Source organism: Streptomyces sp. NBC_00310 (assembly GCF_036208085.1).
GTDB lineage: Bacteria > Actinomycetota > Actinomycetes > Streptomycetales > Streptomycetaceae > Streptomyces.
The window spans coordinates 2,557,587-2,584,292 of sequence record NZ_CP130714.1 but is presented as its reverse complement, the minus strand read 5'-3'; the positions used below and the strand labels follow the sequence as shown (position 1 = coordinate 2,584,292).

At 71.5% G+C, this 26,706-nt stretch carries 20 protein-coding genes; 13 read left to right on the top strand and 7 right to left on the bottom strand.

Going from position 1 to position 26,706, the window contains the following annotated elements:
- Positions 1–401: 401 nt before the first annotated feature.
- Complete coding sequence (locus tag OG202_RS11380) at positions 402–1,130, top strand: transglycosylase family protein (protein ID WP_327730404.1); 729 nt, start codon at positions 402–404, stop codon at positions 1,128–1,130.
- Between the two features lie 159 nt (positions 1,131–1,289).
- Here OG202_RS11380 and OG202_RS11375 read toward each other — a convergent pair whose 3' ends face one another.
- The 3 genes from OG202_RS11375 to OG202_RS11365 are packed head-to-tail and all read right to left on the bottom strand — an operon-like array spanning position 1,290 to position 5,577.
- Positions 1,290–1,931, bottom strand: coding sequence for an ABC transporter ATP-binding protein (locus tag OG202_RS11375; protein WP_326583831.1), 642 nt, complete (start codon positions 1,929–1,931; stop codon positions 1,290–1,292).
- On the bottom strand, positions 1,928–5,080 hold the full coding sequence (locus OG202_RS11370; RefSeq protein WP_327730405.1) for a branched-chain amino acid ABC transporter permease/ATP-binding protein: 3,153 nt from the start codon (positions 5,078–5,080) through the stop codon (positions 1,928–1,930). Before OG202_RS11370 ends, OG202_RS11375 begins: the two co-directional genes overlap by 4 nt.
- Positions 5,080–5,577, bottom strand: coding sequence for a hypothetical protein (locus OG202_RS11365; RefSeq protein WP_326583833.1), 498 nt, complete (start codon positions 5,575–5,577; stop codon positions 5,080–5,082). The genes OG202_RS11370 and OG202_RS11365 overlap by 1 nt, the downstream gene beginning before the upstream one ends.
- Positions 5,578–5,709: 132 nt before the next feature.
- Between OG202_RS11365 and OG202_RS11360 the strand changes: the two genes are divergently transcribed.
- The 5 genes from OG202_RS11360 (at position 5,710) to OG202_RS11340 (ending at position 10,969) form a co-directional block, all read left to right on the top strand.
- The gene (locus tag OG202_RS11360) at positions 5,710–6,297 is read left to right on the top strand and encodes a hypothetical protein (protein WP_328222668.1); all 588 of its coding nucleotides are present in this window, start codon (positions 5,710–5,712) and stop codon (positions 6,295–6,297) included.
- Positions 6,272–7,564: an ABC transporter substrate-binding protein gene (locus OG202_RS11355; RefSeq protein ID WP_327730407.1), complete on the top strand. Its 1,293-nt coding sequence runs from the start codon at positions 6,272–6,274 to the stop codon at positions 7,562–7,564. Before OG202_RS11360 ends, OG202_RS11355 begins: the two co-directional genes overlap by 26 nt.
- A gap of 172 nt (positions 7,565–7,736) precedes the next feature.
- Positions 7,737–8,999: a glycosyltransferase family 4 protein gene (locus OG202_RS11350; RefSeq protein ID WP_327730408.1), complete on the top strand. Its 1,263-nt coding sequence runs from the start codon at positions 7,737–7,739 to the stop codon at positions 8,997–8,999.
- Positions 8,999–9,832 (top strand): hypothetical protein, encoded by an 834-nt coding sequence (locus OG202_RS11345; RefSeq protein ID WP_327732294.1) that lies wholly within the window; start codon positions 8,999–9,001, stop codon positions 9,830–9,832. Before OG202_RS11350 ends, OG202_RS11345 begins: the two co-directional genes overlap by 1 nt.
- A gap of 126 nt (positions 9,833–9,958) precedes the next feature.
- A complete protein-coding gene (locus OG202_RS11340; protein WP_326583838.1) occupies positions 9,959–10,969 on the top strand; it encodes a helix-turn-helix transcriptional regulator in 1,011 nt (336 codons plus the stop codon).
- Here the strand turns inward: OG202_RS11340 and ctaD are convergent.
- Positions 10,878–12,608, bottom strand: a complete 1,731-nt coding sequence (gene ctaD / locus OG202_RS11335; protein WP_327730409.1) for an aa3-type cytochrome oxidase subunit I — start codon at positions 12,606–12,608, stop codon at positions 10,878–10,880. The two genes, OG202_RS11340 and ctaD, sit on opposite strands and share 92 nt — an antisense overlap.
- Before the next feature lie 381 nt (positions 12,609–12,989).
- Between ctaD and OG202_RS11330 the strand changes: the two genes are divergently transcribed.
- Complete coding sequence (locus OG202_RS11330) at positions 12,990–13,205, top strand: I78 family peptidase inhibitor (protein ID WP_326583840.1); 216 nt, start codon at positions 12,990–12,992, stop codon at positions 13,203–13,205.
- Positions 13,206–13,311: 106 nt separating this feature from the next.
- Here OG202_RS11330 and OG202_RS11325 read toward each other — a convergent pair whose 3' ends face one another.
- The gene (locus OG202_RS11325; RefSeq protein ID WP_326583841.1) at positions 13,312–14,352 is read right to left on the bottom strand and encodes a phosphatase PAP2 family protein; all 1,041 of its coding nucleotides are present in this window, start codon (positions 14,350–14,352) and stop codon (positions 13,312–13,314) included.
- Positions 14,353–14,589: 237 nt separating this feature from the next.
- Positions 14,590–15,783: a glycosyltransferase family 39 protein gene (locus tag OG202_RS11320; protein ID WP_327730410.1), complete on the bottom strand. Its 1,194-nt coding sequence runs from the start codon at positions 15,781–15,783 to the stop codon at positions 14,590–14,592.
- A gap of 325 nt (positions 15,784–16,108) precedes the next feature.
- Here OG202_RS11320 and OG202_RS11315 point away from each other — a divergent pair, with 325 nt between their 5' ends.
- Together OG202_RS11315 and OG202_RS11310 are read left to right on the top strand one after the other, a co-directional pair.
- A complete protein-coding gene (locus OG202_RS11315) occupies positions 16,109–17,719 on the top strand; it encodes an MFS transporter (protein WP_326583843.1) in 1,611 nt (536 codons plus the stop codon).
- Between the two features lie 229 nt (positions 17,720–17,948).
- Complete coding sequence (locus OG202_RS11310) at positions 17,949–19,118, top strand: acyl-CoA dehydrogenase family protein (RefSeq protein ID WP_328222667.1); 1,170 nt, start codon at positions 17,949–17,951, stop codon at positions 19,116–19,118.
- A 61-nt stretch (positions 19,119–19,179) separates the two neighbouring features.
- On the opposite strand, the gene OG202_RS11305 is transcribed toward OG202_RS11310, so the two are convergent.
- Positions 19,180–19,623 (bottom strand): cell division protein SepF, encoded by a 444-nt coding sequence (locus OG202_RS11305; RefSeq protein ID WP_326583845.1) that lies wholly within the window; start codon positions 19,621–19,623, stop codon positions 19,180–19,182.
- A 303-nt stretch (positions 19,624–19,926) separates the two neighbouring features.
- Here OG202_RS11305 and OG202_RS11300 point away from each other — a divergent pair, with 303 nt between their 5' ends.
- The 4 genes from OG202_RS11300 to OG202_RS11285 all read left to right on the top strand — a co-directional run bounded on the left by OG202_RS11300 (position 19,927) and on the right by OG202_RS11285 (position 26,572).
- Complete coding sequence (locus tag OG202_RS11300; protein WP_327730412.1) at positions 19,927–21,135, top strand: DUF5685 family protein; 1,209 nt, start codon at positions 19,927–19,929, stop codon at positions 21,133–21,135.
- A gap of 471 nt (positions 21,136–21,606) precedes the next feature.
- The gene (locus tag OG202_RS11295) at positions 21,607–23,373 is read left to right on the top strand and encodes an FAD/NAD(P)-binding protein (RefSeq protein ID WP_443052341.1); all 1,767 of its coding nucleotides are present in this window, start codon (positions 21,607–21,609) and stop codon (positions 23,371–23,373) included.
- A 393-nt stretch (positions 23,374–23,766) separates the two neighbouring features.
- Positions 23,767–24,873 (top strand): LLM class flavin-dependent oxidoreductase, encoded by a 1,107-nt coding sequence (locus OG202_RS11290; RefSeq protein ID WP_328222665.1) that lies wholly within the window; start codon positions 23,767–23,769, stop codon positions 24,871–24,873.
- Between the two features lie 796 nt (positions 24,874–25,669).
- A complete protein-coding gene (locus OG202_RS11285; RefSeq protein WP_326583849.1) occupies positions 25,670–26,572 on the top strand; it encodes a S1 family peptidase in 903 nt (300 codons plus the stop codon).
- The last annotated feature ends 134 nt before the right edge of the window (positions 26,573–26,706 follow it).

Sequence of the window (26,706 nt, the reverse complement as noted above, 5' to 3'; positions counted from 1 at the left end):
CCGGAGCGCAGGGTGAATCCCTGGGCGGAATCGGTTACTCCGCGCCAACTTCCCGAGGGTCCGGCGAAGTTGGGGCGGTGAAGTGGGTCACAGATCGTCGATGCACGTGGCCGACATATCAGGAAATCAGGGAATGAAGTGGGTGTCCGGAATTGGTCGCTACCTGCGGTAACGGCGAACTGGCCTCGTATGACAAGCGATCGCTTGCTGACAACCCGTCAACCTCCATACATTCCCGGCCGTGTGCAACGAGCACCGCTCGGGTACGTCCGCCGGCCGCTCCACAGTCAGTCCGGAGCAGCACCACCGTCGGCGGACGGGGCTGAGCGCGTCACCGCGTCCTGTGCGACGCGCGTCGCGCCCCGCCTTGGGGGACCCCGGGTCCTTGGAGAGGGAAATACATGTCCGCATGTGCCGACAACACTCGCGAGAACACGCGCAGGACGCGGAGCGCCGCTGAGCGGGACGTCGCCAGGACACAGGACGCTCGCAGGACGCGCACGACGGCGGTCCTCGCCGGGGCGGCACTGCTCGCCCCGCTCGGACTCCTGGCCGTCACCGGCAGCGCCTCGGCGGCCGACAGCGGAGTGTGGGACCGCATCGCCAAGTGCGAGAGCGGCGGCAACTGGCACATCAACACCGGAAACGGCTACTACGGCGGCCTCCAGTTCTCCGCCTCCACCTGGCGCGCCTACGGCGGCACCGCCTACGCGGCCACCGCCGACAAGGCCTCCAAGCACCAGCAGATCGCGATCGCCGCGAAGGTCCAGCGCGCCCAGGGCTGGGGAGCGTGGCCCACCTGCGCCGGCCGCGCCGGAGCGTCCGGCAGCGCGCCCGTGGCGCCCTCCGACGGCTCGTCCGCCACCAAGTCCACCAAGTCCACCAAGCCGGCCAAACCCGCCGGGACCGGGAAGTCCGCCAGGTCGGCCCCGCCGAAGACGCCGTCGCGCCCGGCCGGCCACCCGGACCGCAGCGCGTCCCGCGGCGACTACACCGTCCGGCAGGGCGACACGCTGAGCGCCATCGCGGCCCGGCAGGGGACCACCTGGCGGCAGGTCTACGCCGCCAACAAGGCCGTCATCGGCGGCGATCCCCACTTGATCGTGCCCGGCCAGCGACTCGACCTCTGACGGGACCGCTCTTTCCGAGCTCCGGACACCGAAGTCCCACCCGGCACATCCACCGGGTGGGACCCGTGTCTCCTCGGGCGGCGAAAGCCCACACGGGACGATGAAAGCCATACAGCAGGACGGCGAAAGCCATGCAGGACGGCGAAAGCCCATGTCGGCTCAGGTGAGTTCGGCCGCCTCGCCGCCGAACGCCAGTGCGCCGCGCCAGAGTTCGTACACGAAGACGCCCCGAGCGTCGCGCAGACCCGGCGGCAGACGCTGTTCGGCCACGACCACGCAGGCGTCGAGGCCGCTCAGCAGCTCGTACGTGCGGGCCGCGACCGCGGGTGACATGCCCTGGGTGGGTTCGTCGACGAGGACGACACGCGCGTGGGCCGACAGGGCACGAGCGAGGGCGAGCATGCGCTGCTCACCACCGGAGAGGGTGCCGGCGCGGCGGGGGAGCAGGGGTTCGAGCCACGGATAGGCGTGCAGGGCGTACGAGAGGTCCGGCGCGGCGAGTTCGAGGTTCTCGCGCACGGTGAGCGAGCCGAAGACGGCCCGCCGTTCCGGCACGAGGACGAGGCCCCGCCGGGCGCGCTCGTGCGCGGGCGTCCGGGTGACGTCGGCCCCGTCCCACATCACGGCACCGCCGGAGAGCGGGACCGTGCCGGCGAGGGCACCCAGGGCGGTCGTACGACCGGAGCCGTTGCGGCCGAGCAGCACGGTGAGGCCGGGGCCCGGGGCGGCGAGGGTGAGGCCGTGCAGGGCTTCCAGGGGGCCGTAGCGGACGCGGGCGTGGCGGAGGGAGATGAGGGTCATCGTTCGGCCGCCGGGTCGAACGGGTGGAGCGTGCCCCGTGAACGGAGGACGTGGTCGGCGGGGCCGGAGGTGACGATCCGGCCCGCCGTCATGACGTGCACGACGTCCGCGAGGTCCACGACGAGGTCGAGGTCGTGCTCGACGACCAGCAGGGCCATGCCGTCGTCGGCCAGGGCGCGCAGCACGCGGGTGAGGGCAGTCACCTCGGCCGTGTCGAGGCCGGCGGCGGGTTCGTCGAGCAGCAGCACGCGGGGGCTCCCGGCGAGCGCCCGCGCCAGCTCGACCCGCCGCAGCGTCCCGGTCGGCAGCCCGGCCGCCGGTGCGGTCCGCACCGGCCCGTCCAGCCCGAACAGCCGCAACGCCCGCTCCACGGCTCCGGGATCGGCGACCCGTCCCTGCTCAGCGCCGACCCGTACGTTGTCGGCCACGGTCAATGACGGGAAGACCGCCAGTTGTTGGAACGTCCGAGCGATGCCGAGCCGGGTGCGGGCGTGGGCCGGCAGCCGCGTGATGTCCCGCCCGCCGAGGCGCACCTGGCCGGCACCGGGCCGCAGCGTACCGGCGAGACAGTGGAAAAGGGTGCTCTTTCCGGCCCCGTTGGGGCCCACGACGGCGCTGACGCGGCCGGGGAGGACGTCGAGGTCCACGCCGTCGAGGGCCGTGAACTCGCCGTAGCGGAGCTGGAGGCGTCGGGCTCGGAGGGAGGGGGAGGGAGACGGGGAGCGCCGGCTGCTGTCAGCCGGGGTGGGTACGGGGGCAGGCCGTGAGGGGAAGGTGGGGTCGACTTCGAGTCGGTGCCCGGCGGGAGCGTTGGGGGCAGGGGCAGGGGCAGGGGCAGGGGCAGGGGCAGGGGCAGGAGCCGGAGCCGGCGGGTGCTGCTCCGACGTGCCGGACAACTCCCTGCCGTGTACGCCGGGTTGCGTGCCACCGGACTGCGCGGCACGGGGCTTAGCGTCACCGGGCTTCGCCTTGCCCGGCTTCGTCCCACCAGGCTCCGTTCCACCGGACTTCGTCCCGCCGGATTCGGTGTCACTGGGCTTCGCCTTGCCCGGCCTGGCCCCACCGGGCTTCGCGTCATGGGGCTTCGCGTCAATGGGCTTCGCCGTGCCCGGCTCCGTCCCACCGGACTCCGCGTCACCGGGCTCCATCTTGCCCGGCTTCGCCCCACCAGCCTTCGCCCCACCCGGCTCCGAGTCGTTCGGCGATGTCAGGTTGCCTGTCGAGTCGGTCGTCGGCGCCGTGACCCCGCTCAGGGCGCTCGGCAGCTGTCGGGCCGCCCCGACCGGCGTGCCCGCGCGTACCCGCTCCCGAGCCCGTACCCCGGCGGGGCTCAGCTCACCTCGGTGTTCGGCGGTCTGCCGTAGTCGTAGAACCCCCGCCCGTACCGCCTCGTAGGGCCCGCCGGGGAAGCGGCCCACCAGGAGTGCCAGGACGCCGATGACCGCGGCGGCCACGCCGCCCTTGGTGCCGGCGTCCAGGCCGACCAGCAGGGCGGCCGCCGCGAGGGCGCCGAGTGTGCTGTCGGCGCCCAGGACGACGATCGCGGCGAACCAGAGGAGGCCGCGGACGGGGTCGTAGGCGGCGGGGTCGAAGGCGCGGACGCCCATGGCGAGCATGCCGCCGCCGAGGGCGGCGAGGGCGGCACCCGTCACGAACGCCGCCAGCTTCAGCGACGGGACGCGTACGCCGGCCGCCGACGCCCCCGACTCGTGGTCCCGCATGGCGGCGAGGGCCCGGCCGGTGCGGCCCCGGCGCAGGGCGTGGGTGGCCAGCAGGGCCGAGGAGAGCAGACCCAACTCCAGGACGTAGTACGCGCGGTCGCCCTCGAAGCCCGGGGGGCGGGTGAGGGTGAGGCCCGAGGTCGCGTACGGCTGGGCGAAGACGAAGCGGCTCACGCCGATGCCCACGGCGAACGTGGCGAGGGCCAGCGCCAGACCGTGGCGGCTGATGGCGGGCCAGCCGGTCAGCAGGCCGAGGGGGGCCACCAGGAGCACGGCCACCAGGAGGGCGGTGAGTTCGGGGAGGTCGGGGAGGAAGGGGAAGCGGCCGGCTGTCAGGAGTGCCGTGAAGAGCGCGCCGAGGCCCGCGTACGCCGCCTGCCCCAGGGAGATCTGGCCGCCCCGGCCCGTCACCACCACCAGGGAGAGCAGGATCACGCCCAGCGCCGGCACCTGGACGGCCGTGTGCAGGTCCTGGCCCGCGAAGCCCAGCGGGATCAGGAAGAGCAGGAGCGCCACGATCCACGCGCCGGCGGGGGTGTCGACCCGTGCGGTCGCCGTGCGGGGCAGCGCGTCGCGGGTGCCCACGCCCGGCAGGACGAGGGCCGCGATCAGGAGGGCCACGACGAAGAGGTTGGCGCCCACGGCCTGGAGCAGCGGCTCCGCCCAGCCCGACGGGTGGAACCGGGTCAGCTGGCTCTGGGCGATCCCGATGCCCAGCGCGACCACCACGGCCACCGGGAGGCTGCGCATCCGGGCGGCGACCGCCACGGCGACCACCTCCATGACCAGGAGCGGCATGCCGTACGGGTCGAGGCGTACGTAGGGGGCCAGCAGGACGCCCGTGAGGCCCGCCGTGAAGGAGCCGAACGCCCAGCCCGTGGCGGCGACCCGGTCCGCGTCGATGCCGCCGAGGACGGCGAGGGAACGGTCGTCCACGACGGCGCGGAGTTCCCGGCCGAAGCGCGTCCGGTGCGTGACCGCGCCCACGGCCGCCGCGACGGCGAGGGCCACCGTCAGCTGGCCCCACGGGTCGCCCGGCACGAGCGTCGGCGCGTCGTCCCGCGCCCCCTGGCCCCACAGCAGCGCGGCCCCGCCGACGAGGAGGACGAAGACGCCGATCGAGGCGACCAGGGTCTGCGCCGGGTCGCCGCCGAGCACGGCCGGCGGGCGGAAGACGAAGCGTTCCAGGGCCAGGCCGATGGCGGGGGCGACCAGCAGCAGGGTCACGAGGGCACCGAGCCAGAGGGGCCACCCCCACTCCACCGTGCACTGGCGCAGCAGATACGCGCACACCATCGCGATCGCCCCGTGCGCGAAGTTGAGCACGCCGGTCGCCCGGTACGTCACGATCAGGCCGATTCCGGTCAGGGCAGCCGCGCTGCCGACCGAGAGCCCGGCCAGCGTGAGGTCGTACGTCAGCGACGCCATCAGCCCTCCGCGGGCTCGGCCGAGTCACTTCCGGAGGGTGCTTCACAGATCGGGCACGGCCGCAGTTCGCCGCTCGCCAGCACCCGGGAGTCCACCGGCACCGCCTCCGCCTTGCCGGCCACCAGCGGGCAGTCCGCGCGGTGCCAGAGGGTGCCGCCGGGCACCATCAGCAGCCTGCCGCTGGTGGCGAGGGGGAGGTCCGTCGGCTGCCCGGACCTGTCGGCGTCGGCGGGCTCGGGGGCCACCAGGAGGCCGTACAGCTCCTCGACCCGCGTGGCGGCCAGGGCGTTCCGGCCGTGGGCGAGGAGCACCGCGCCCGCGATGATCAGCGCGGCGCCGGGGACCGTGCAGGAGGCCAGGTAGGGGAGCTGCCGCTCGGCGAAGCGCTCACCCGAGATGCCGTACCAACCGACCACGCACAGCACCGCGCCGCCGGCGAGCGCGGCCCAGCCGGCCCAGAGGACGGGGTGCACGGTCCGCAGTCGGGCTGTCCGCATCCGGGGCATCCAGGGCTCCCACACGTCGTGTGTCTGTCCATCCCAGCCGATGGCTTGCACTATGCCTCCTGCAAGCTGACCCTGAAAGCACCGGGCGCGTGCCGCCCGGACCGACACCCGGTGGTGAGCCAGATGGTTCTCGGGAGCGACCTCAGGCGGGCGAACGGACGGCGGGGCCGCGGCCCACGGGCGGCGGGACGGGGTGCGGCCCTGGCGGCCACCCTGGTCCTCCTCCTCGCCCCGGCCCTCGCGGCATGCAGTGACGACAGCGGTGGCGGCGGCGACACGGCGCCGCCCACACCGTCCGTGGAACGGACGACCAGCGAGCCCGCCGAATCGGCCACGAGCGCGAGCGGGCCCGCGGACACGGCGGCGGCCGAGAAGCAGATCAAGGAGAACTGGAAGACGTTCTTCGACCCGGCCACCTCCACCAAGGAGAAACAGGCCGTGCTGGAGAACGGCGACGAGATGGGCCCGGTCCTCGCGGCGTTCAGCGGGGACGAGCGCGGCGGGCAGGTGGAGGCCGAGGTCCAGAAGGTCGTGTTCACCTCGGCGACCGACGCCGACGTGACCTACACCCTGCTCCTGGAGGGCGCCACCGCTCTGCCGGACGCGGCGGGCACGGCCGTCGAGCAGGACGGCACCTGGAAGGTCTCCGTCAAGACACTCTGCGGACTGGTCGCGCTGAGCGGCAATGCGACACCGGGCCCGGGCTGCTGAGACGGCCGCCGCAGCCCTGCTGCTCCTCCTGGCCACGGCCTGCGGCAGCCGGCTTCCGGAGAGCGACTTCGAGCGCCGGGACACCAGCACGGCACCGGCGAGCGCCGAGCCCCTGCGCGTCGGGATCATCACCAGCGTCACCAGCCCGGTCGGCGGTGCCGCGTTCACCGGGCCGCGCGACGGGGCCAAGGCCTACTTCGCCGCGCTCAACGCGCGCGGCGGCATCGACGGCCGCCGCGTCGAGGTGCGGGAGTGCGACGACGGGGGCAGCGGTGTCGGCAACAACGAGTGCGTTCACCGGCTCGTGGAGGAGGACGACGTGGTGGCCCTCGTCGCCACCAGCGCCCTCGACTACGCGGGCGCCTCCCGGGTCGCACGCGCGCGCGTGCCCGACATCGGGGGCCAGCCCATCGGCCCGGCCTACGACACGTACCCGCACCTGTACAGCGTCTACGGCAGCCTCGCGCCCCGGAACGGCACGACCGGCTGGGACGGGAAGCAGTACGGCGGCACGGAGGTCTACCGCTACTTCAAGCGCGACCACGGCGCCCGGACCGCCGCCGTGGTCTCGTACAACCAGTCCGCGTCGGCCGCGTACGCGCGGCTGGTCGTCCAGGGGCTGAGGGCCGAGGGGTACGAGGTCGTCACCGAGCAGGTCGACTTCGCGCTGCCCAACTTCCGCGCGGCCGCCGCCGACATCAAGGAACAGGGCGCCGACCTGGTCTTCGACGCCATCGACGGGCACGGCAACGCCCGGCTCTGCGAGGCGATGGACGAGGCGGGCGTCGAACTCACCGCCAAGGTCACCCATGTGCAGAACTGGACCTCCACCGTGGCCGAGGACTACGAGGACGCCCCGCGCTGCCGCAACGCCCTGTGGGCCACCGGCTCCAGCCGCAACCACGAGGACGACGGCGACGAGGCCGTACGGGAGTTCCGGGACGCGACGAAGGGTCTGAAGACGCACTCCCAGTGGCAGTTGGAGGGCTGGGCGGCCGCGATGTGGTTCACGGACGCGGCGAGATCGTGTGCGGGGAGCGGGGAAGGCGTCACACGCGCGTGTGTCGACCGGTTCATGAACCGCGACGAGCCCTACGACGCCGACGGACTGCTCGTCCCCGTCCGCTTCGAGCGGCTGACCGAGCCCCCGAGGACGCGCCGGACCTGTGTGTCGGTGGCCCGCTGGCGGGACGGGAAGGGGTGGGTGAGCCAGGGAGACATGAACGACACCTGCTTCGACGTTCCCCAACTGCCCTACAGGCCCTGATGCGTTTCGGGGCGAACAGGTTCCCTCATCCGCCTATCGATCGCGCAACCGTTCCAAAACAAGTTGATGATGATGTCCAACCATTCCCAGGGATTCCGGGTCTGACGGTATGGCGGTGGACCAGCACCGCCATTGACGGATGACCAGGTAAAACAGGGGGCTCGGGGGACGCATGCATATTTCTTTCCTGATACACAACGCATACGGGATCGGGGGAACGATCCGGACGACGTACAACCTTGCGAACACCCTGGCCGAACAGCACGACGTGGAGATCGTCTCCGTCTTCCGCCACCGTGACGAGCCGGTCTTCGACGTCGACCCGAGGGTCCGGCTGCGGGGCCTCGTCGACATCCGGGAAGGCGGCGCCGACAAGGGCCATGCCGACCTGGAGCGCCCCGCCAAGGTCTTCCCGCGCGCCGAGGGCCGGTACGCGCAGTACAGCGCCATGACCGACCGGCGTATCGCCGAACACCTCGCCTCGGTCGACGCCGACGTCCTGATCGGCACCCGTCCCGGGCTGAACGTGCACATGGCCCGGCAGACCCGCCGCGGCCCGGTCCGCGTCGGCCAGGAGCACCTCACGCTCGACAGCCACTCCCCGGCCCTGCGCGCCACCCTGCGCGGCGTCTACCCGAGGCTCGACGCGCTCACCACGACCACCGAGGCCGACGCGCGCGCGTACGGCTCGAAGATGCGGCTGCCCGGCGTCCGCCTGGAGGCCGTGCCCAACCCGGTGCCCGCGCCGGGCATCGACCCGGCCGACGGCACCGGCAAGTGGGTCGTCGCCGCCGGGCGGCTCGCGCCCGTGAAGCGCTACGACCTGCTCATCAAGGCCTTCGACAAAGTGCGCGAAGAGCGGCCCGACTGGCGCCTGCGCATCTACGGCGGCGGCAAGCAGAAGGACAAACTCCGCGCCCTCGTCGACAAGTTGGGCCTCTACAACCACGTGTACCTGATGGGCCCCGCCAACCCCATCGAGCCCGAGTGGGCCAAGGGCTCCATCGCCGCCGTCACCTCCAGCCTGGAGTCGTTCGGCATGACGATCGTCGAGGCCATGCGCTGCGGTCTGCCGGTGGTCTCCACGAACTGCCCGCACGGCCCCGGCGAGATCATCGACGACGGCGTCGACGGCCGCCTGGTCAAGGTCGGCAATGTCAAGGACATCGCCGACGGCCTGCTGGAACTCATCAACGACGACGACAAGCGGCAGCGGATGGCGCACGCCGCGCTCGAGGACTCCGAGCGCTTCGACCCGTCCCGCATCGCCGAGCGCTACGAGACGCTCTTCGGCGACCTCATCGCCCGTGGCGGCACCTCGTCGGTGGGCCGGATGCGCGGCTCCCTGCACCGCACCCGGGGCGCCCTGCTCGGCGGTGCGTACGCCGTTCGGGATGCCGGACGTTCCGCCTTCAAGAAGGGGCGCACCGCATGATGACGCTGGCTCCGCAGCAGCCCACGCACCGCGACGACCAGGAGGACAGGGCCACGCCCCCGCGCACCGACTGCGTCGCCGACTTCGCCGGCGGCCTGACCTTCGACATCGCCGACCAGGGCGTGTCCGACCCCGCCCATCTGGTCCTCTTCCTCCGCGACAGCGACCAGGAGGTGCGCCTGCCGCTCACCCCGGCCGGCGGCGGCCGTCTGAGGGCCGCGCTCCCGAGCAGCGTGGAGGTCCCCGAGGGCCGCTGGGACGCCTACCTCCAGGTCGTAGGCGGCGAGCCCCGCCGACTGACCCCCGGCCTCAACGACCTGCGCTCCCTCGTCGACCGCGCCCCCACCGCCACCGCCGAGCGGGTCGCCGTCCGCATCCCGTACGGCACCAAGCACGGCAACCTCAGCATCCGCAGCTGGGAGCGCTCCCCACACGCCGAGGCGGGCGAGCTCCACATCGGCGACGGCGCACTGGAGGTGACCGTCAGGCCGTACGGCGCCGAGCCCACGCCCGAGGCGTACGCCGAGGTCACCGACCGCGAGGAGGCGACGCCCGCCGTCCGGGCCGGCCTCACCCCGGACGACCGGGGCGGCCTCCGCTTCACCGTGCCCTACGGCGAACTGCGGCCCGGCACCTGGGACCTGTGGCTGCGCCCCCGGGGCGAGTTGGGCCCACGGGTGCGCGTCGCGCGGCTGCTCGACGACATCGTCGAGAAGACCCCGGTCTTCGTCTACCCCAGGACGCGCGTCGAGACCGAGCACGGCCCCGTGGAGGCCGAGCCGGCCTACACGGCCGACAACGACCTGTCCGTCACGGTCGTCGCCGTGAACTGAGCGGAGCTGAGCCGAGCTGAGCCGAGCCGAGCCGAGCCGAGCCGAGCTGAGCTGAGCTGAGCTGAGCTGAGCGGACTTCGGCGGTCGAGGACACACCCTGTCCTCGACCGCTGGCAGACTCGCCCCATGTTGGAGACATCGGCACGGCTGCTGCGACTGCTCTCGCTCCTGCAGTCCCACCGCGAATGGTCCGGCTCGGAACTGGCCGGCCGGCTCGGCGTCACCGCGCGCACGGTCCGCCGGGACGTCGACCGGCTGCGCGAGCTGGGCTACCCGGTCAACGCCAGCCCCGGCACGGGCGGCGGCTACCAGCTGGGCGCCGGGGCCGAACTGCCGCCGCTGCTCCTCGACGACGAGGAGGCGGTCGCGGTCGCCGTCGGGCTGCGCTCGGCTGCCGGGCAGGGCATCGACGGCATCGGCGAGTCCTCCGTACGCGCCCTCGCCAAGCTCGAACAGGTGCTGCCGAGCCGGCTGCGCCGCCGGGTGGGCGCCCTGAACGCCTTCACCGTGCCTCTGCTGCGCGGGCCGCAGCTCTCCGCGGTCGACCCGGGCGTCCTCACGGAACTCGCCAACGCCTGCCGGGACGCCGAGCGGCTGCGCTTCGAGTACCGCGACCACGGCGGCGCCGCCACCCGCCGTACCGTCGAGCCGCACCGCCTGGTGTGCACCGAGCGCCGCTGGTACCTGGTCGGCTGGGACGTCGACCGCGCCGACTGGCGCACCTTCCGCGTGGACCGGGTCACGCCCAGACCGCCGCACGGCCCGCGCTTCACCCCCCGCGAGCCACCGGCCGAGGATCTCGCCGCGTACGTCTCCAAAGGCGTATCCACGCGCGTGTACGCCTCGCACGCCGTCGTACGGCTGCTGGTGCCCCTCCACGAGGCCGCCGAGCGGATCTCGCCCTCGGCGGGCACCCTGGAGGCCTACGACGAGCACAGCTGTCTGTTGCGCACCGGGGCTCCGAACCTCGATGTGATGGCCATTCACGTGATGATGACCGGCGTCGACTTCGAGGTCGTCGAACCGGCGGAGCTGACCGGGGCGATCAGGACTCTTCGGGACCGCCTGTCGGCCGCTCTTGACCGAACCGGGGATGCGGCGTCCTCTCCTGGCCCTGCCGGGTCTGGGGCGGCGTGATCGCCGCGAACTTCGGATGGTGCAGGTCGAACGCCGGGGCCTCGGAGCGGACCCGGGGCAGCGTCACGAAGTTGTGGCGCGGCGGCGGACACGAGGTCGCCCACTCCAGAGACCGGCCGTAGCCCCACGGGTCGTCGACCTCGACCTTGACGCCGTACCGGGAGGTCTTCCAGACGTTGTAGAGGAACGGGAGCGTGGACAGGCCCAGCAGGAAGGAGCCGATCGTCGAGACCGTGTTGAGGGCCGTGAAGCCGTCGGCCGCCAGGTAGTCCGCGTACCGCCGCGGCATGCCCTCGGCGCCCAGCCAGTGCTGCACCAGGAACGTGGTGTGGAAGCCGACGAAGAGCGTCCAGAACTGGATCTTGCCGAGCCGCTCGTCGAGCATCTTCCCGGTGAACTTCGGCCACCAGAAGAAGAAGCCCGCGAAGGTCGCGAAGACGACCGTGCCGAAGACGACGTAGTGGAAGTGCGCGACTACGAAGTACGAGTCCGTGACGTGGAAGTCCATCGGCGGCGAGGCCAGGATCACCCCCGTCAGACCGCCGAACAGGAACGACACCAGGAAGCCGGTCGCCCACAGCATCGGTGTCTCGAACGACAGCGAGCCCTTGAGCATCGTCCCCGTCCAGTTGAAGAACTTCACTCCCGTCGGCACGGCGATCAGGAAGCTCATGAACGAGAAGAACGGCAGCAGCACCGCGCCCGTGGCGAACATGTGGTGCGCCCACACCACCACCGACAGCCCGGTGATCGCCATCGTCGCCCCGACCAGCGTCAGATAGCCGAAGATCGGCTTGCGGCTGAAGACCGGGATGATCTCCGTGATGATCCCGAAGAACGGGAGGGCGATGATGTAGACCTCGGGGTGCCCGAAGAACCAGAACAGGTGCTGCCACAGCAGCGCGCCGCCGTTGGCCGCGTCGAAGATGTGCGATCCGAACCGCCGGTCGGCCTCGAGACAGAGCAGCGCGGCCGCCAGCACCGGGAACGCCATCAGGATCAGGATCGACGTGAACAGCGTGTTCCAGGTGAAGATCGGCATCCGGAACATCGTCATGCCGGGGCCGCGCATCGCGATGATCGTGGTCAGGAAGTTCACCGCGCCGAGGATCGTCCCGAAGCCGGCCAGTGCCAGCCCCATGATCCACATGTCGGCCCCGATGCCCGGTGACCGTTCCAGGCTGTTCAGCGGCGCGTAGGCGAACCAGCCGAAGGCGGCGGGCCCCGACGGCACCAGTAGCGAGCCCAGCACGATCAGCCCGCCGAACAGGAACAGCCAGTACGACAGCATGTTCAGACGCGGGAAGGCAACATCGGGCGCGCCGATCTGCAACGGCATGATCTCGTTGGCGAACCCGGCGAAGGTGGGCGTCGCGAAGAGCAGCAGCATGATCGTGCCGTGCAGGGTGAACAACTGGTTGAACTGCTCGTTGTCCACGATCTGGGTGCCCGGCCGGGCCAGTTCGGCGCGCATCACCAGCGCCATCAGACCGGCGGCCAGGAAGAACAGGAACGACGTGACCAGGTAGAGATGGCCGATCTTCTTGTGGTCCGTCGTGGTCAGCCAGTCGACCACCAGCCGCCCCGGCGCCTTCGCCCCTACGGGTCGTGCCGGCGCCTGTACGGTCTCGGTCCCCATCGCTCGCCCTTTCGCTGCCGCGTCCTGGGCCCGTGATGCACGTCATGATGCTCGTGCCCCGGCCGCTCCCGACAGGGGGCGTACGGGGGAAGTGTGCGGGAACCGTGTATTTCCCATGAGGTGGGGGCTTCCGGGAGCCGTCCGGGAATCAGTGGGAAAAGGCTGGACATGCACCGGACGGACACGGCCCCGGACATGCTTTCCGACGGGCTATTCGCGATGGTGTCGAAGTGGTCGGGAATTACGTTCGGCAGCGCGCGGAAGGCGTAAGGAACCGCTCGTACGTGTGACTGAGTTGGGCCGAAACGCGTGTCGTGGTTCTGTGACAGAAGCGTGACTGCGGGAGGACAGCGGGACCTCCGGCCGCCTACCGTGGCGGTCATGGCACCCATTCCCACCCCCTCCGAAGAGCCCCGGGACGACCCCGACACCTACGTCGGACTGGAGGCGCCGAGCGCCGAGCGCCGCGCCCTGGAACACGGCTGGTCCACTGTCAGGAAGCTGCCACCGGGCGCGATCATCACCATGGAGTACCGCTTCGGCCGGCTGAACCTCGAGGTCGAGGACGGCCGGGTGAGGCGCGCCTGGAAGGGCTGAACAGAAGCGTCGTCAGGCCCGGGACGGGCGAAGGCCCGGCTCACTTCGGAGCCGGGCCTTCGCCGTGCGGGGCATGGGCTGTGCGTACCGGCCCCGCTGTCTCGTGTCAGCCGCCCGCGACCGGTCGGGCCGAGGGCGCGTTGCGTGCCACCCGGTCCGCGTGGGGCGGTCGACGGGTCCCGAGCGGGGTCACCGGGCTCCGCTCCGACCTGGTCAGATGCGGCCCGGGAGGCAGATGCAGCGGCACGATCGGGGGGTGGGCGGCGCGGGCCGCGATACCGGTCTCCCGGACGCTCGCGGGCTCCTCGCCGGGCTTGCGCAGCGAGGCCGTGCCCACGGTGGTGGGCGTCGGCGCGGATACGGGCGCAGACGCCGGCACGGGCGCTGTACGACGGTCGCGCCAGGTGTCCCGCAGCGAGAAGAGCCAGGCCTCGGCGCGGGCGATCAGCGGCTCGAACCAGGGCAGCCCCAGCATGATCAGCAGACCGGCGGCCCAGCCCAGCAGGACGTCGCTCAACCAGTGCGTACCGAGGTAGACCGTGGTGAGACCGACACCGAGCGAGATCACGGCGGACAGCGCGGACAGCCAGCGCCTGGCCCTGGGCGTCGACGCCAGATAGGCCAGGATGCCCCAGGTCACCACGGCGTTGGCGGTGTGTCCCGAAGGAAATATGTCGCCGCCCAGCCACATCTCGTTGGAGCCGATCTCGGTGGCGTAGTGCGGGCCGAGCCGGCCCATGCCGATCTTGGCGGCGCCGACCGTGATGTTCAGCAGCAGCAGCGAGACACCGAGCGCGAGCATCGGGCGCAGGGTGTGCTGTCTCCACGAGCGCCAGCCCAGCCAGGCGGCGACCATCACGGCGGTGGGGCCGCGCTGGCCCAGGACGACGTAGTAGTCCAGGAAGGCGTGGATCTGCTGCCACTGCTGGTACGGCCGGAAGAACATGATCTGCCAGTCGAGCCGGACCAGCCACGAGGTGATCACGACGGCCCACACGATGGCCACGTAGAAGGCCAGGGTGGAGGCGAAGAGCACCACCCGGTGCCAGGTCATCACCGGCACATCGATGTGGGCCGGTCGTTCCGGCTCACGGTCCAGCCTGGAGAAGACCCGGTCCAGACGGGTCGGCTTTAGTTCGGTACGCACTCAATCGACGTTACAGCGAGTGAGCTCCGACGCGGCGTGAATCACCGGGTTTGTGATGACGCCGTGATGTGGGATTGCTCTCAGAATGATGTTTATTTCTGCTGAATGACGAATCGTTGCGCCACTCGGCCTTCAATTCCATGGCCTCATACGGGGCGGTCGTTTACGGCCCTTTTGAATTCGTTCACCGAATGCTCGCGTGGAATTACCCGCCCGCTCGCTGTCCGTCGCGGGCGGTCATGGCGGACCGGAGCCATTCAGCCAGAACGCCCCGTAGAGCGCCGACACCACCGCGACACCGCTGAGAACCGTCGCTGACCTGGGCGTACGCGCTCCGGCGAGGGTCCGGGCGAGAGGCAGCAGCAGGGGGAAGGCGGGCATCAGCAGGCGCGGCTTCGAGCCGAAGTAGCTCGACGCGCACAGGGCCAGCGCGGTGACGACCCCCGCGTAGACCAGCAGGGGAAGCGGCTGCCCCTGTCGTACGCACACCGCGTACAGCCAAATGATCGACGCCACCCCGATGATCAGTCCGACACCCGCGAGAGCCGACGGGAACGACGTGAACTTGTCGGCGACGAAGCGCGCGAAGGCGTAGCCGCCGTCGAAGCCGTTGCGCCAACCCGCCTGGACGTCGAGATAGCCCAGCGGGCCCTTGCCGGTGCGACGGCCGACCCACAGGACATAGCCGGTGGCACCCAGGGGTGCGAGAAGCATGCCGAGGGCGCGCGGCCAGAGGTGAGCGCTGTTCGATACCTCCGCACTCCGGTTCCGTACGAACGGGGGAGCGGGCGCGTGTCGCCGTTCCCGGAGGTACGACGCGATCGCCGCCGCCCAGACCGCCGCGACCACCGCGAGCCCCACCGGACGGGTCAGCCCGGCGAGGGCGGCCAGGGTGCCCGCCGTCACCCAGCGGCCGGTGAGGACCGCGTACAGCGACCAGGCGGCCAGCGCGGTGAACAGCGACTCCGTGTACGCCATCGACTGCACGACCCCGACCGGCAGCACGGCCCACAGCAGCACCGCGCACACCCCGACCCGACGCCCGTACACCTGGTCGGCGACCGCGAAGATCCCCCAGGCCGCGGCGAGCGAGGCGAGCGTGCCGACGACGAGACCGGCATGGGCGTACGACAGCGGGGTCACCGCCGACACCGCCCGCTCCAGCCACGGCAGCAGCGGGAAGAACGCCAGGTTCGAGTGGACGTCGCCGTTCGGCAGGCGCACCTCGTAGCCGTAACCGAGTTCGGCGACGCGGGTGTACCAGAGCGAGTCCCAGCGGGCCGACAGCAGCGTCAGGGCGCTCTTGTCGCGCGCCGCGCTCCACACGGCCAGGGCGACGAGGCCCAGGGCGCGCACGGCGATGTACCCGAGGAGCGCGGGGGCGGCCCGTCTCAGGAGAGGCGGCGCCGGGCGCGTAGCAAGATCGGTCACGCGCTCGATTATCGGCGGAGCCGGGAACCGGCCGGGACGCGGTCACGTGGTGGTCCGTGATGGACGGTGACGGGCGAACCACGGACGAGTGATGAAGGAGTCATGGAGGACCGGTGCGCGGCTCGGGGCGTGGCGTATGCCACACGTCACATGAGGGTTCCATGAGACACCCGCCACTTTTCACCGGCCGGGACTCGCGTACGCTGTCGGCTCGCTCGCCTTTCGTTGCGCGGGTCCGGGACGCCGCTCCTCCCGGGCCGTGGCTGTCGGGGAGTCCCCACCCCGTTGGTACCGCCGAACGCGAGAGCATCTGGGAGGTACGTACATGTCCGGGACGCCCACGGCCGCTGTGCGACGCCGCCGGGAGGCCGGGGCCGGTGCCAACCGCTGGGTCGTCCTCGTCGTCCTCTGCGTCAGCCTGCTGCTCGTCGCCGTCGACGCCACCGTGCTGCATGTGGCGGTACCCGCCGTCACCGAGGACATCAAGCCGAGCGGCATGGAGCTGCTCTGGATCGTCGACGTCTACCCGCTGGTCTGCGCCTCGCTGCTGATCCTCTTCGGCACCCTCGGCGACCGGGTCGGCCGCAGACGGATCCTCCTCCTCGGATACGCCCTCTTCGGCGTCGCCTCCGCCCTCGCGGCCTGTGCCGACAACCCCCAGGTCCTGATCGCGGCCCGCGCCCTGCTCGGCGTCGGCGGTGCGATGATCATGCCCGCGACGCTGTCGATCCTGCGCCAGGTCTTCCCCGACCGGCGCGAACGGGCGTTCGCCATCGGCATCTGGAGCGCGGTCGCCGCCGTGGGCGCGGCTGTCGGACCGCTGCTCGGCGGGTTCCTGCTGGAGCACTTCTGGTGGGGCTCGGTCTTCCTCGTCAACATCCCGCTGATGCTCGTCAGCCTGCCGATCGGACGGCTGCTGCTGCCCGAGTCGACGGGCGACCGCGACGGCCCCTGGGACGTGGTCGGCGCCCTGATGGCCGCCGTCGGCCTCTTCGGTGTCGTCTTCGCCGTGAAGCGGCTCGGCGGCGGGCACCCGCCGTTCGACCCGGGCACCGCGCTCGCGCTGCTCTGCGGCGGCGGACTGTTGATCGCGTTCGTACGACGGCAGCGGCGCCGGACGCATCCGCTGGTCGACCTGCGGATGTTCGCGCGCCCCGCGTTCAGCACCTCCGTCGGCTGCATCGTCCTGGCGATGCTCGCGCTGGTGGGGCTGGAGCTGATCGCCGCGCAGTATCTGCAACTGGTCCTCGGACTGTCCCCGCTGGAGACGGGCCTACGGCTGCTGCCGCTGACCATCGCCGCGATGGCGGCCGGGCTCGTCGGCTCCCATCTGCTGCACCGCTTCGGGCCGCGCCGCATGGTCTCCCTCGGCTTCTGCCTCACCGCCGTCGCGGTGGTCCTGCTGACGGCCATGGGGCGCCATGACAACGCGGGGTTGCTGCTCGCCGGGTTCGTCCTGCTGGGCTTCGGTCTGGAGACCACCCTCTTCGGTGCTTACGAGTCCATGCTGAGCGAGGCGCCCGCGTCGTCCGCGGGCGGGGCGGCCGCGATCGGTGAGACCTCCTACCAGCTGGGCGCCGGCATCGGTATCGCGCTCCTCGGCAGCGTGATGAACGCGGCGTACGCTCCCGGGCTGTCGTCCGTGCCCGGGGTTCCCGGCTCGGCCTCCCACGCCGCCGGGCACTCGCTGGGCGAGGCCTACGAGGTCGCCGACCGGCTGGGCGGGCCCGCGGGCGAGGCCCTGCGGCATGCCGCCCGCGACTCCTTCGTCCACGGGCTGCATGTGACGCTGCTGGTGAGCGCGGCGCTGTTGGTGCTCGGCGCGGTGATGGCCCTGCGGTTGCCACGGGGGATGGAGTGCGGGGGCCCTGCGGAGGTGCCGGGGCCTCGGGAGGCCAAGACGGCGACGCCTGTACGGGCGGAGTCGGTGCGCTGAGTCGCCGGGGCGCCCTTCGTCGGGGCTGAGGCTCGGGGCTGAGCTCGGGGCGGGGTCTCGCTGACCTGCGCTTGCCGGGTGCCGCTGCGCCCGCCCTCCCCCTCCCCCGCTCTCGGCTCCGCTCGAACGGGAGGGATCCCCAACGCCCCTGGCCGCACGACTGCCCGCAGCCAGGGACGGCTGGGTAGTGTGCTTAGCGTCGCTAGTTTTGTGAGCCGGAGGTGCACCCATGAGCTTCGACCCCGCCGATTTTCTCGGCCTCGACGATCTGCTCGAACCCGAGGATCTCGCCGTGCGGGACACCGTGCGGAGGTGGGCGGCGGATCGGGTGTTGCCGCAGGTCGCCGAGTGGTACGAGCAGGGGGAGTTGCCCGGGATCCGGGAGTTGGCGCGGGAGTTGGGCGCGATCGGGGCGCTGGGGATGTCGCTCCAGGGGTACGGGTGCGCGGGGGCGAGCGCCGTGCAGTACGGGCTCGCCTGTCTGGAGCTGGAGGCGGCGGACTCGGGGATCCGGTCGCTCGTGTCCGTGCAGGGATCGCTCGCGATGTACGCCATTCACCGGTTCGGGAGCGAGGAGCAGAAGCAGGCGTGGCTGCCGCGGATGGCCTCCGGTGAGGTGATCGGGTGCTTCGGGCTGACCGAGCCCGACCACGGCTCCGACCCGGCGTCGATGCGTACGTACGCCAAGCGGGACGGCGGCGACTGGGTTCTCGACGGGCGGAAGATGTGGATCACCAACGGGTCCGTCGCCGGGGTCGCCGTGGTGTGGGCGCAGACCGAGGACGGCGTTCGGGGGTTCGTCGTACCCACGGACACCGCCGGGTTCTCCGCGCCGGAGATCAAGCACAAATGGTCTCTGCGCGCCTCCGTCACCAGTGAACTCGTCCTGGACGACGTACGGTTGCCCGCCGATGCCGTACTGCCGGAGGTCAAGGGGCTGAAAGGCCCACTGAGTTGTCTTTCGCACGCCCGCTACGGAATCGTGTGGGGCTCGATGGGTGCCGCTCGGGCGTGTTTCGAGTCGGCCGTCGAATATGCCAGGACGCGGGAGCAGTTCGGGAAGCCGATCGGGGGATTCCAGCTCACCCAGGCCAAACTCGCCGACATGGCGGTCGAGTTGCACAAGGGGATTCTGCTCGCCCACCATCTGGGGCGGCGGATGGACGCGGGACGGCTCCGTCCCGAGCAGATCAGCTTCGGCAAGCTGAACAACGTACGAGAGGCGATCGAGATCTGCCGTACCGCCCGCACGATTCTCGGCGCGAACGGGATTTCCCTGGAGTACCCGGTGATGCGGCACGCGACGAATCTGGAGTCCGTGCTCACCTACGAGGGCACCGTCGAAATGCACCAACTCGTGCTGGGCAAGGCGCTCACCGGTCTCGACGCCTTCCGATGAAGCGCGTCGTACGGGTCGTCCGACCGCGCGCCGGAGGGCGGGGCCGGCGAGCGACCTTGCCTCAGCTCTGGTTGAAGAAGCCGTCGACCGGGCGGCTCGCGACCTCGCCGCTGACGATCTCCGTGTCGGAGGGGGTCAGCAGGAACACACGGTTGGACACCCGCTCGATCGAACCGCGCAGACCGAAGATCAGGCCGGCCGCGAAGTCGACGACGCGCTTGGCGTCGGCGGCCTCCATGTTCGTGAGGTTCATGATCACCGGGACGCCGTCCCGGAACAGCTCGCCGATGTGCCGGGCGTCACGGAAGCTGTCCGGCGTGACCGTGCCGATGCGGCGGCCCTGGTCCTGCGCGGACTCGGACGCGACCTTGACGCGAGGGTCGGTGACCCAGGCCTCGCCGGAGCCGGACTCCCGCTCATCGGCGTAGTCGTCGTCGTAGTAACGCTCGTCATCGTTGTCGTCGACGAGGCCAAGCCAGGCACTCGCCTTGCGCACCGATCCCATGGACGCCTCCTCTCGCAGCGGTCTTTCGTGCTTTCCGCATCCCTATCGTCGTCCATGATGCGGATGTCTCGCCAAGTGGATAGGCGCCGCACGGGGGTTTCGTGACGGTACTGGTGCAGAACGAATTCGTCGAGAGTCCATGTGCCCCAAGGGCTCCGCTGTACACACCTGCTGACAGGGAGTGAAATAATATTGTTCACGGCGTTTGGGTGAGTCCTGGTACGTCCGGGTGAACGTTCCGGCGGCTACGATGCGGCGACTCCGGCGAGCGCGCGGAGACACGGGGAGCCACGGGGGAGTGTCGTGTTCGGAATAGTGAGGCCCTGTAGCCATCGGCTGGGTGAAGGGCTGCGGACGCAATGGATGGCGCATCTGTGCGGGCTCTGTCTCGCGCTGCGCGGAGACCACGGGCAATTCGCCCGGGTTGTCACTAATTACGACGGTCTGCTGGTCTCGGTTCTGACAGAGGCTCAGGCCGAGCGCACCACCGACTGGCGGCGCACCGCCGGCCCCTGTCCGCTGCGCGGGATGCGCACCGCCTCCGTCGCGCAGGGCGAGGGCGCGCGGCTCGCCGCCGCCGTCTCGCTGGTGCTCGCCTCGGCCAAGGTGCGTGACCATGTGGCCGACGGGGATGGAATGCTCGCGCGCAAGCCGGTGGCGCGCGCCGCGCGCCGGATCGCGACGAGTTGGGGGCGCGCGGGGGCGCGTACGGGATCGGACATCGGGTTCGACACGGCGGTGCTGGTCGACGCCGTGGACCGGCAGCTCGGCATCGAGGCGCTCGCCGGGCCGGGCACCCCGCTCCTGACGGTCACCGAACCGACGGAGACGGCGACCGCGGCGGCCTTCGCGCACACCGCGATCCTGGCCGGCCGCCCCGGCAACGCCGAACCGCTCGCCGAGGCCGGGCGCCTCTTCGGGCGGCTCGCTCATCTGCTGGACGCGGTCGAGGACCGGGCCGCCGACGCCGCCGCCGGCGCGTGGAACCCGCTGACCGCCACGGGCACCTCCCTCGCCGAGGCCCGGCGGCTCGCCGACGACGCCCTGCACGGCATCCGGCTCGCCCTGCGTGAGGCCGACTTCGTGGACGGCAAGCTGGCCCATCTGTTGCTCGTGCACGAACTGCGCAGGTCGGTGGACCGGGCGTTCGGGGCGGTGCCGGCGTGTTCGGCGCATCAGCAGGGTGGGGCGCCGGTGCCGGGGAATCCGTACGCGGGCGCGGCCGGGGATCCGTACGCGGGCGGTGGGAATCCGTACGCCGGAGGCGGTGGGGCTCCTTCGGGTGGTGGTCATGGCGGTGGTGGCGGAGGCTTCGGTGGGGTGCCGTCGCCGCAGCCACCGCAGCGGCGGGGGTTCTGGGCGGGATGCGGGATGTTCTCGCTGCTGTGCTGCACCTGCCAGTTGTGCTGTGCGAAGGAGTACGAGGGCCCCTGGTCCCGGAAGAAGCGCGAGGGCTGCTGCCGGGACTGTGACTGCTGTGAGGCGTGCGAGTGCTGCGGGTGTGACTGCTGAGACGGCAGCCGGGCGTGATCGGGCAAGCGGGGAACGCGAGGGGAGGGGTGCGCGTGTGAAGGCCGGGAGAGAACGCGAACGGCGCCCCTCGGAATCGGGGCGCGCAGTGGGGTCGGGTCAGCTCAACAGGACGAGGACCACACTCGACCGAAGTCGATGTGGGAGCGCGTGACCAGCCACTGCTGCGGATGCATGGGGTTAAGTGGAACAGGCATCCGATTGTGCGTCAACCGGCCTGAGACGTAGCGCTCACAGTTCGGACCACCTTGACAGCGAGGGGAAAGTCCGCCGTACTCTCGGCGCAGACCGTTGCTGAGGGGCTCGGTCGCCCGCGTCCACTCCCACGGACGCGCTCCGTGTGAAGGCACCCGTGTTCGACTCGGACATCACGGAGCCCTTCGCATGCCGTCTGCCTCTTCTCCTCACCCCTCCCTTTCCCCCTTGTCCCCGCTTTCCGTGCGGCCGTCCCTGGTGATCGTCGGGGCCGGGCCGCGTGGTACCGGACTGATCGAGCGGCTCGCCGCCAACGCCGGTGAGTTGTATGGGGGCGTGGGCTTCGACATCCATCTCGTCGATCCTCATGCGCCGGGTGCCGGGCGTATCTGGCGGTCGGACCAGTCGTCGTTGCTGTGGATGAACTCGCAGGCCGAGGACATCACCATGTTCACGGACGAGACGGTGCGGATGGAGGGGCCCGTGCGGGAGGGGCCCACCCTGCACGAGTGGGCGGGCCTCGACGGGCGGGTCTTCTCGGACCGGCGGACCCAGGGCGAGTATCTGCGCTGGGTGCACGAGAGTGCCGTGGCCGACCTGCCCGAGGGGGTCACCGTCCACCACCACCCGCTGCGGGCGCTGCGGGTCAGTGGTCCGCGTGAAGGGCGTCAGCAGGTGTGGCTGGAGGGGCGCCCGCGTCCGCTGCTCGCGGACCTCGTCGTCCTCGCGCTCGGTCATCTGGACGCCGAACTCGAGGACGAACAGCGGGAATTGGCGGAGTACGCCCGCGCCCACGGACTCGTCCATCTGCCGCCCGACTTCACCGCGGACAGTGACCTGTCTTCGCTGGCCCTCGGAGAGCCGGTGCTCGTGCGGGGCTTCGGGCTCGCCTTCGTCGACCTCATGGTGCTGCTGACGGAGGGGCGCGGCGGGCGGTACGAGGGGGACGCGGCGGACACGGACGGGGAGGTGACGTATCACCCGTCCGGGCGGGAGCCCGTGCTGTACGTCGGGTCGCGGCGCGGGGTGCCGTACCACTCGAAGATCGGGTACGAGCTGGAGGGGGAACGGCCGCCGCTGCCGAGGTTCTTCGGCCCGGCCGAGGTCGACGAACTGCTGCACAGAGCGGGCGGGTTCGACTTCCGGCGTGATGTGTGGCCCTTGGTGGAGGCGGAGTTGGGCTTCGCGCACTACCACCGGCTGTTCACGGCTCATCCCGAGCGGACGGCCATGGCCTGGGCGGACTTCGAGGAGAAGTACGCGGCGATGGACGCGGGGGAGCGGGCGGTGCTGGTGGCGTCGGCGGTGCCGGACGCGGCCGACCGGCTGGACCTGGCCGCGCTGGACCGTCCGCTGGAGGGGGTGCGGTACGGGTCGTACGAGGAGTTCCAGGACGGCCTGCGCGGCTATGTCGCGGCCGACCTGTCGCGCCGTCACGACCGGTCGTTCAGTGCTGACCTGGGGGTCTTCTTCGGGCTGTTGTCCGTCTACGGGCAGTTGATCCGGCTCGGTGACGTCGGGTCCTGGTGGCACGGGTTCTTCAGCTACCTAGCCTCCGGGCCGCCCGGGCCCCGGCTGCGGCAGATGCTCGCCCTGTCACGGGCCGGCGTCCTGCACTTCGTCGGGGCGGACATGGGCGTGACCGCCGAGGGCGGGGTGTTCCGGGCGTCCAGTGCGACCGTGCCCGGGGAGTCGGTCGAGGTGAGGGCGCTGGTCGAGGCGCGGTTGCCGGAGCCGACGGTCGCGCGGGTCCGCGACGGGTTGCTGCGCGAGCTGTACGGGGACGGGGGCGTCGTCGAGACGGCGGAGGGGCTGGTCGCCGTCGACGCCGCGGACGGGCGTGTGCTGGACCGGTCCGGGCGCCCCCACCCTCGACGCTTCGCCCTCGGGCCCTACACGAACAGCCGTACGCCGGGCGCCTTCACCCGGCCGCGAACGGGTGGCCCCGCCTTCCGGCAGAACGACGCGACGGCTCGGGCCGACCTCGCGTTTCTGTGCGACCTGGGGTGCCGCGCGGCCGCGTGAGGGGTGCGGGATGAGGGGTGGGCCGACAGGGGGTTGCGGCCGTTCGCGACCGCCGGGCGGCGACGCCGTGGCGGATCGCAGTCGTGGCGGATCGCCGTCGCGGCGGAGGAGAAGGGCGAGGCGGGGGGCGGAGAGAGGGTCTCGTCCAGGCCGAGCAGATGGTGGCGGTGAGGTGAGTGAGGTGAGGGGGCTGGTCTTCGCGTCGAAGACCCTCTCCGGCCCGTCCGCGAACGGAGCGAAGACCCTCTTCGGCCCGTCCGCGAACGGAGCGAAGAGCCTCTTGGGCCCGTCCGCGAACGGAGTGCCGGGGTCGGGGAATTGAGTGGGTTTGCGTAAGTGTCGGGGCGGGCGTCCCCGGGGCGTGTGGTCGGAGTGGTGGAGAGGTTGGTCGGTATGGGATCGGCGTACGGGCGAGGGCGATTGCACCTGGCCGCGGCCATTGATCAGCAGGCGGTGTGCGGCGTGGGGGCGTTTGTCGAACTCGCTCGGCTCGCGGAGCGTGGCGCGCTGGATTTCGTGACGGTGGGGGATGCGTCCGGGCGGCCGGGTCCGGGGCCGGAGGCGTTGGCGGTGTCGGCGCGGGTGGCGCCGGAGACCGCGCGGATCGGGCTGGTGCCGGTCGTGGCGACGACGCACACCGAGCCGTTCCGCGTGCGGGCGGCCGTGGCGACGCTCGACCGGGTCAGCCTGGGACGGGCCGGGTGGTGGATCGAGGTGTCGGGCACGGAGGACGGGGCCCGGCCGTTCGGGCGGCGGCGAGCCGGGTCCGGCGACGTGCTGTGGGGGGAGGCCGGCGAAGTGGCCGATCTGGCCGCCCGGTTGGGGGACAGCCGGGAGGGCGACGCCGGGATCCGGGAAGTCGGGACCGGGCGCTTCGTCGACCGGGAGAAGGTGCGTCACGTCGACTTCGAGGGGGTCGAGGGCACCGGGCTCTCCGTCAGGGGGCCCTCGATCGTGCCCCGGCCGCCGCAGGGCCATCCGGTGCGGGTCGTCGACGCGACCGAGGAGGACAGTCGCGGGACCGCCGCCCGGTACGCGGATGTCGCACTCCTGCGGGTCGCCGACCCGGCCCACGCCGACACCGTACGGAAGGAACTGCGGGACGCGGCAGCCGGGTTCGGGCGGGACCCCGATGAGCTGCGGGTTCTGGTGAGCCTCCGAGTGGATCTCGGCGGTGGTGAGTACGCGGCCGAGCCGGGGCACGGTGGGGGAGGTCCGCGCCAGTCCGCGCACGGTCCGCTGTACCGGGGCGGGCCCGTCGACCTCGCCGAGCTGATCATCGCCTGGCACCGGGCCGGGGCCGCGGACGGTTTCCACCTCGTCCCCATCGAACCGCACCGTGACCTGGAGCGACTCGTCAACGGGACGGTGGCCTTGCTCCAGCACCGCGGACTGTTCCGCACCTTCTACCCGGGCAGCACGCTCCGGGAACACCTCGGCCTCGCCCGGCCGGCCCACCGGTACGCCGTGGCAGGGGGAGCGACAGGGGGAGCGTCGTGACCGTACGGGCACCGAAGCGGGTCCAGGTGCATCAGCGGCGTACTTTCCCGGTGTCCACCACACCTCCGTCCAGGGAGCGAAAGGGAGTGAAGCCGGAGGGCCGGAGGCGCTCGCCGCCGTGGGGGAGGAGTTCGTGCGGGCCGGTGCCGCCCCGACGGCCGGCCGTCGGGGCGGCCGTCGGCCGGTGGCGGTCATCCTCGTCCCGCATCCGACGCCCGGCGGGCTCGACGACTTCGTGGACCGGTCGTGCCGCTGCCCCAGGAGAGGGGGTGTCTTCCGTACGGAGTACCGGGCACGACGCTGCGCTCGCACCTCGGACTGCCCGAGCCCGTGCGGCGGACCGAACCGGGTCGGGCTCGGGCCCGTGCGGCGGGACCGACCGGCCGAACGGCCCAACACATGACTTCCGGACACCCCCGGGCGGTGGACCCGGATACTCCGACCGGCCGCCTCGGGCGGTGTCCGCGGTCGCGTCCGACGATAGTGGTGATCGAAGCTTCCGGGCCCTGCGGCCTGCTCCGACGACCCGTCAGCCGATTCCTCCGGGAGCCGATCAGGATTCACACACAACCCCCACATATGGCCTGGTGGAATCAACTGTCGTGGAAGGAACGCCGGTTGGATTCCGAGAGGCCGAAAGGCACCCTTGCGTGGGTCGGCGGTACGGCCGAATACTTCCCCCCAGCGCCTTGTCAGGGGCACGGCGTGTCCGGAATCCGGACCGATGCCCCTGATCTGCGCCTCACGGGCCCCGACCCCACGCGGGCCCCCGACTTCCCTTTGGAGGGAACGACTAGTGAGGATCAAGCGCACCACCCCCCGCAGCGGTATAGCGAGACGGACCCGGCTGATCGCCGTGACCGCCGGACTCGCGGCCGCGGCCGCCGTCACGGTCCCCACCGCCAACGCGGCAGGCACCCAGACGTTCAGCGCATCCGAGCTCAAGAGTGCCAGCTCATCGGTACTCAAGGCCGATATCCCGGGCACCGCCTGGGCCATCGACCCGGCGACGGACAAGGTCGTCGTCACGATCGACAGCACCGTCTCCCAGGGCGAGCTCGCTCAGATCAAGGAGGCGGCGGGCGAGAACGCCGGCGCCCTGACGATCAAGCGGACCCCGGGCAAGTTCAACAAGTTGATCAAGGGCGGGGACGCCATCTATGCGAGTAGCTGGCGCTGCTCCCTCGGCTTCAACGTCCGCAGCGGGAGCACCTACTACTTCGTGACGGCCGGTCACTGCACCGACGGCGCGGGCACCTGGTACTCCAACTCCGGCCGCACCACGGTCCTCGGCCCGACCGCCGGGTCGAGCTTCCCGACCAACGACTACGGCCTCGTGCGCTACAGCAACACGACCATCGCCAAGGACGGCACCGCGGGCAGCGTGGACATCACCAGCGCGGCCACCCCGAGTGTCGGCACCAATGTCATCCGCACCGGCTCCACCACCGGTACCCGTACCGGACGCGTGACCGCTCTCAACGCGACCGTGAACTACGGTGGCGGCGACGTCGTCTACGGCATGATCCAGACCACGGTCTGCGCCGAGCCCGGCGACTCCGGCGGCCCGCTCTACGGCAGCAACGGCGTGGCGTACGGTCTCACCTCCGGCGGCAGTGGCAACTGCACCTCCGGTGGCACGACCTTCTTCCAGCCGGTCACCGAGGCCTTGAGCGCGTACGGCGTCAGCGTCTACTAGGCCGAACGGGAACCGGCGCACTTCCCCCGGCACCGGCCCCACCCAGCTGCGGCCAGCAGCAGGAGAGCCCCCGCACGCATGATGTGCGGGGGCTCGCCCTCGTTCGGGCGGCGGGGTTACCTTCGAGATGCGTG

Excerpts from the sequence above, each read along its gene's own strand:
- OG202_RS11380 (WP_327730404.1), top strand. The coding sequence starts at position 402 with ATGTCCGCATGTGCCGACAACACTCGCGAGAACACGCGCAGGACGCGG.
- OG202_RS11375 (WP_326583831.1), bottom strand. The coding sequence starts at position 1,931 with ATGACCCTCATCTCCCTCCGCCACGCCCGCGTCCGCTACGGCCCCCTG.
- OG202_RS11370 (WP_327730405.1), bottom strand. The coding sequence starts at position 5,080 with ATGGCGTCGCTGACGTACGACCTCACGCTGGCCGGGCTCTCGGTCGGC.
- OG202_RS11365 (WP_326583833.1), bottom strand. The coding sequence starts at position 5,577 with ATGCGGACAGCCCGACTGCGGACCGTGCACCCCGTCCTCTGGGCCGGC.
- OG202_RS11360 (WP_328222668.1), top strand. The coding sequence starts at position 5,710 with ATGGTTCTCGGGAGCGACCTCAGGCGGGCGAACGGACGGCGGGGCCGC.
- OG202_RS11355 (WP_327730407.1), top strand. The coding sequence starts at position 6,272 with ATGCGACACCGGGCCCGGGCTGCTGAGACGGCCGCCGCAGCCCTGCTG.
- OG202_RS11350 (WP_327730408.1), top strand. The coding sequence starts at position 7,737 with ATGCATATTTCTTTCCTGATACACAACGCATACGGGATCGGGGGAACG.
- OG202_RS11345 (WP_327732294.1), top strand. The coding sequence starts at position 8,999 with ATGACGCTGGCTCCGCAGCAGCCCACGCACCGCGACGACCAGGAGGAC.
- OG202_RS11340 (WP_326583838.1), top strand. The coding sequence starts at position 9,959 with ATGTTGGAGACATCGGCACGGCTGCTGCGACTGCTCTCGCTCCTGCAG.
- ctaD (WP_327730409.1), bottom strand. The coding sequence starts at position 12,608 with ATGGGGACCGAGACCGTACAGGCGCCGGCACGACCCGTAGGGGCGAAG.
- OG202_RS11330 (WP_326583840.1), top strand. The coding sequence starts at position 12,990 with ATGGCACCCATTCCCACCCCCTCCGAAGAGCCCCGGGACGACCCCGAC.
- OG202_RS11315 (WP_326583843.1), top strand. The coding sequence starts at position 16,109 with ATGTCCGGGACGCCCACGGCCGCTGTGCGACGCCGCCGGGAGGCCGGG.
- OG202_RS11310 (WP_328222667.1), top strand. The coding sequence starts at position 17,949 with ATGAGCTTCGACCCCGCCGATTTTCTCGGCCTCGACGATCTGCTCGAA.
- OG202_RS11305 (WP_326583845.1), bottom strand. The coding sequence starts at position 19,623 with ATGGGATCGGTGCGCAAGGCGAGTGCCTGGCTTGGCCTCGTCGACGAC.
- OG202_RS11290 (WP_328222665.1), top strand. The coding sequence starts at position 23,767 with ATGGGATCGGCGTACGGGCGAGGGCGATTGCACCTGGCCGCGGCCATT.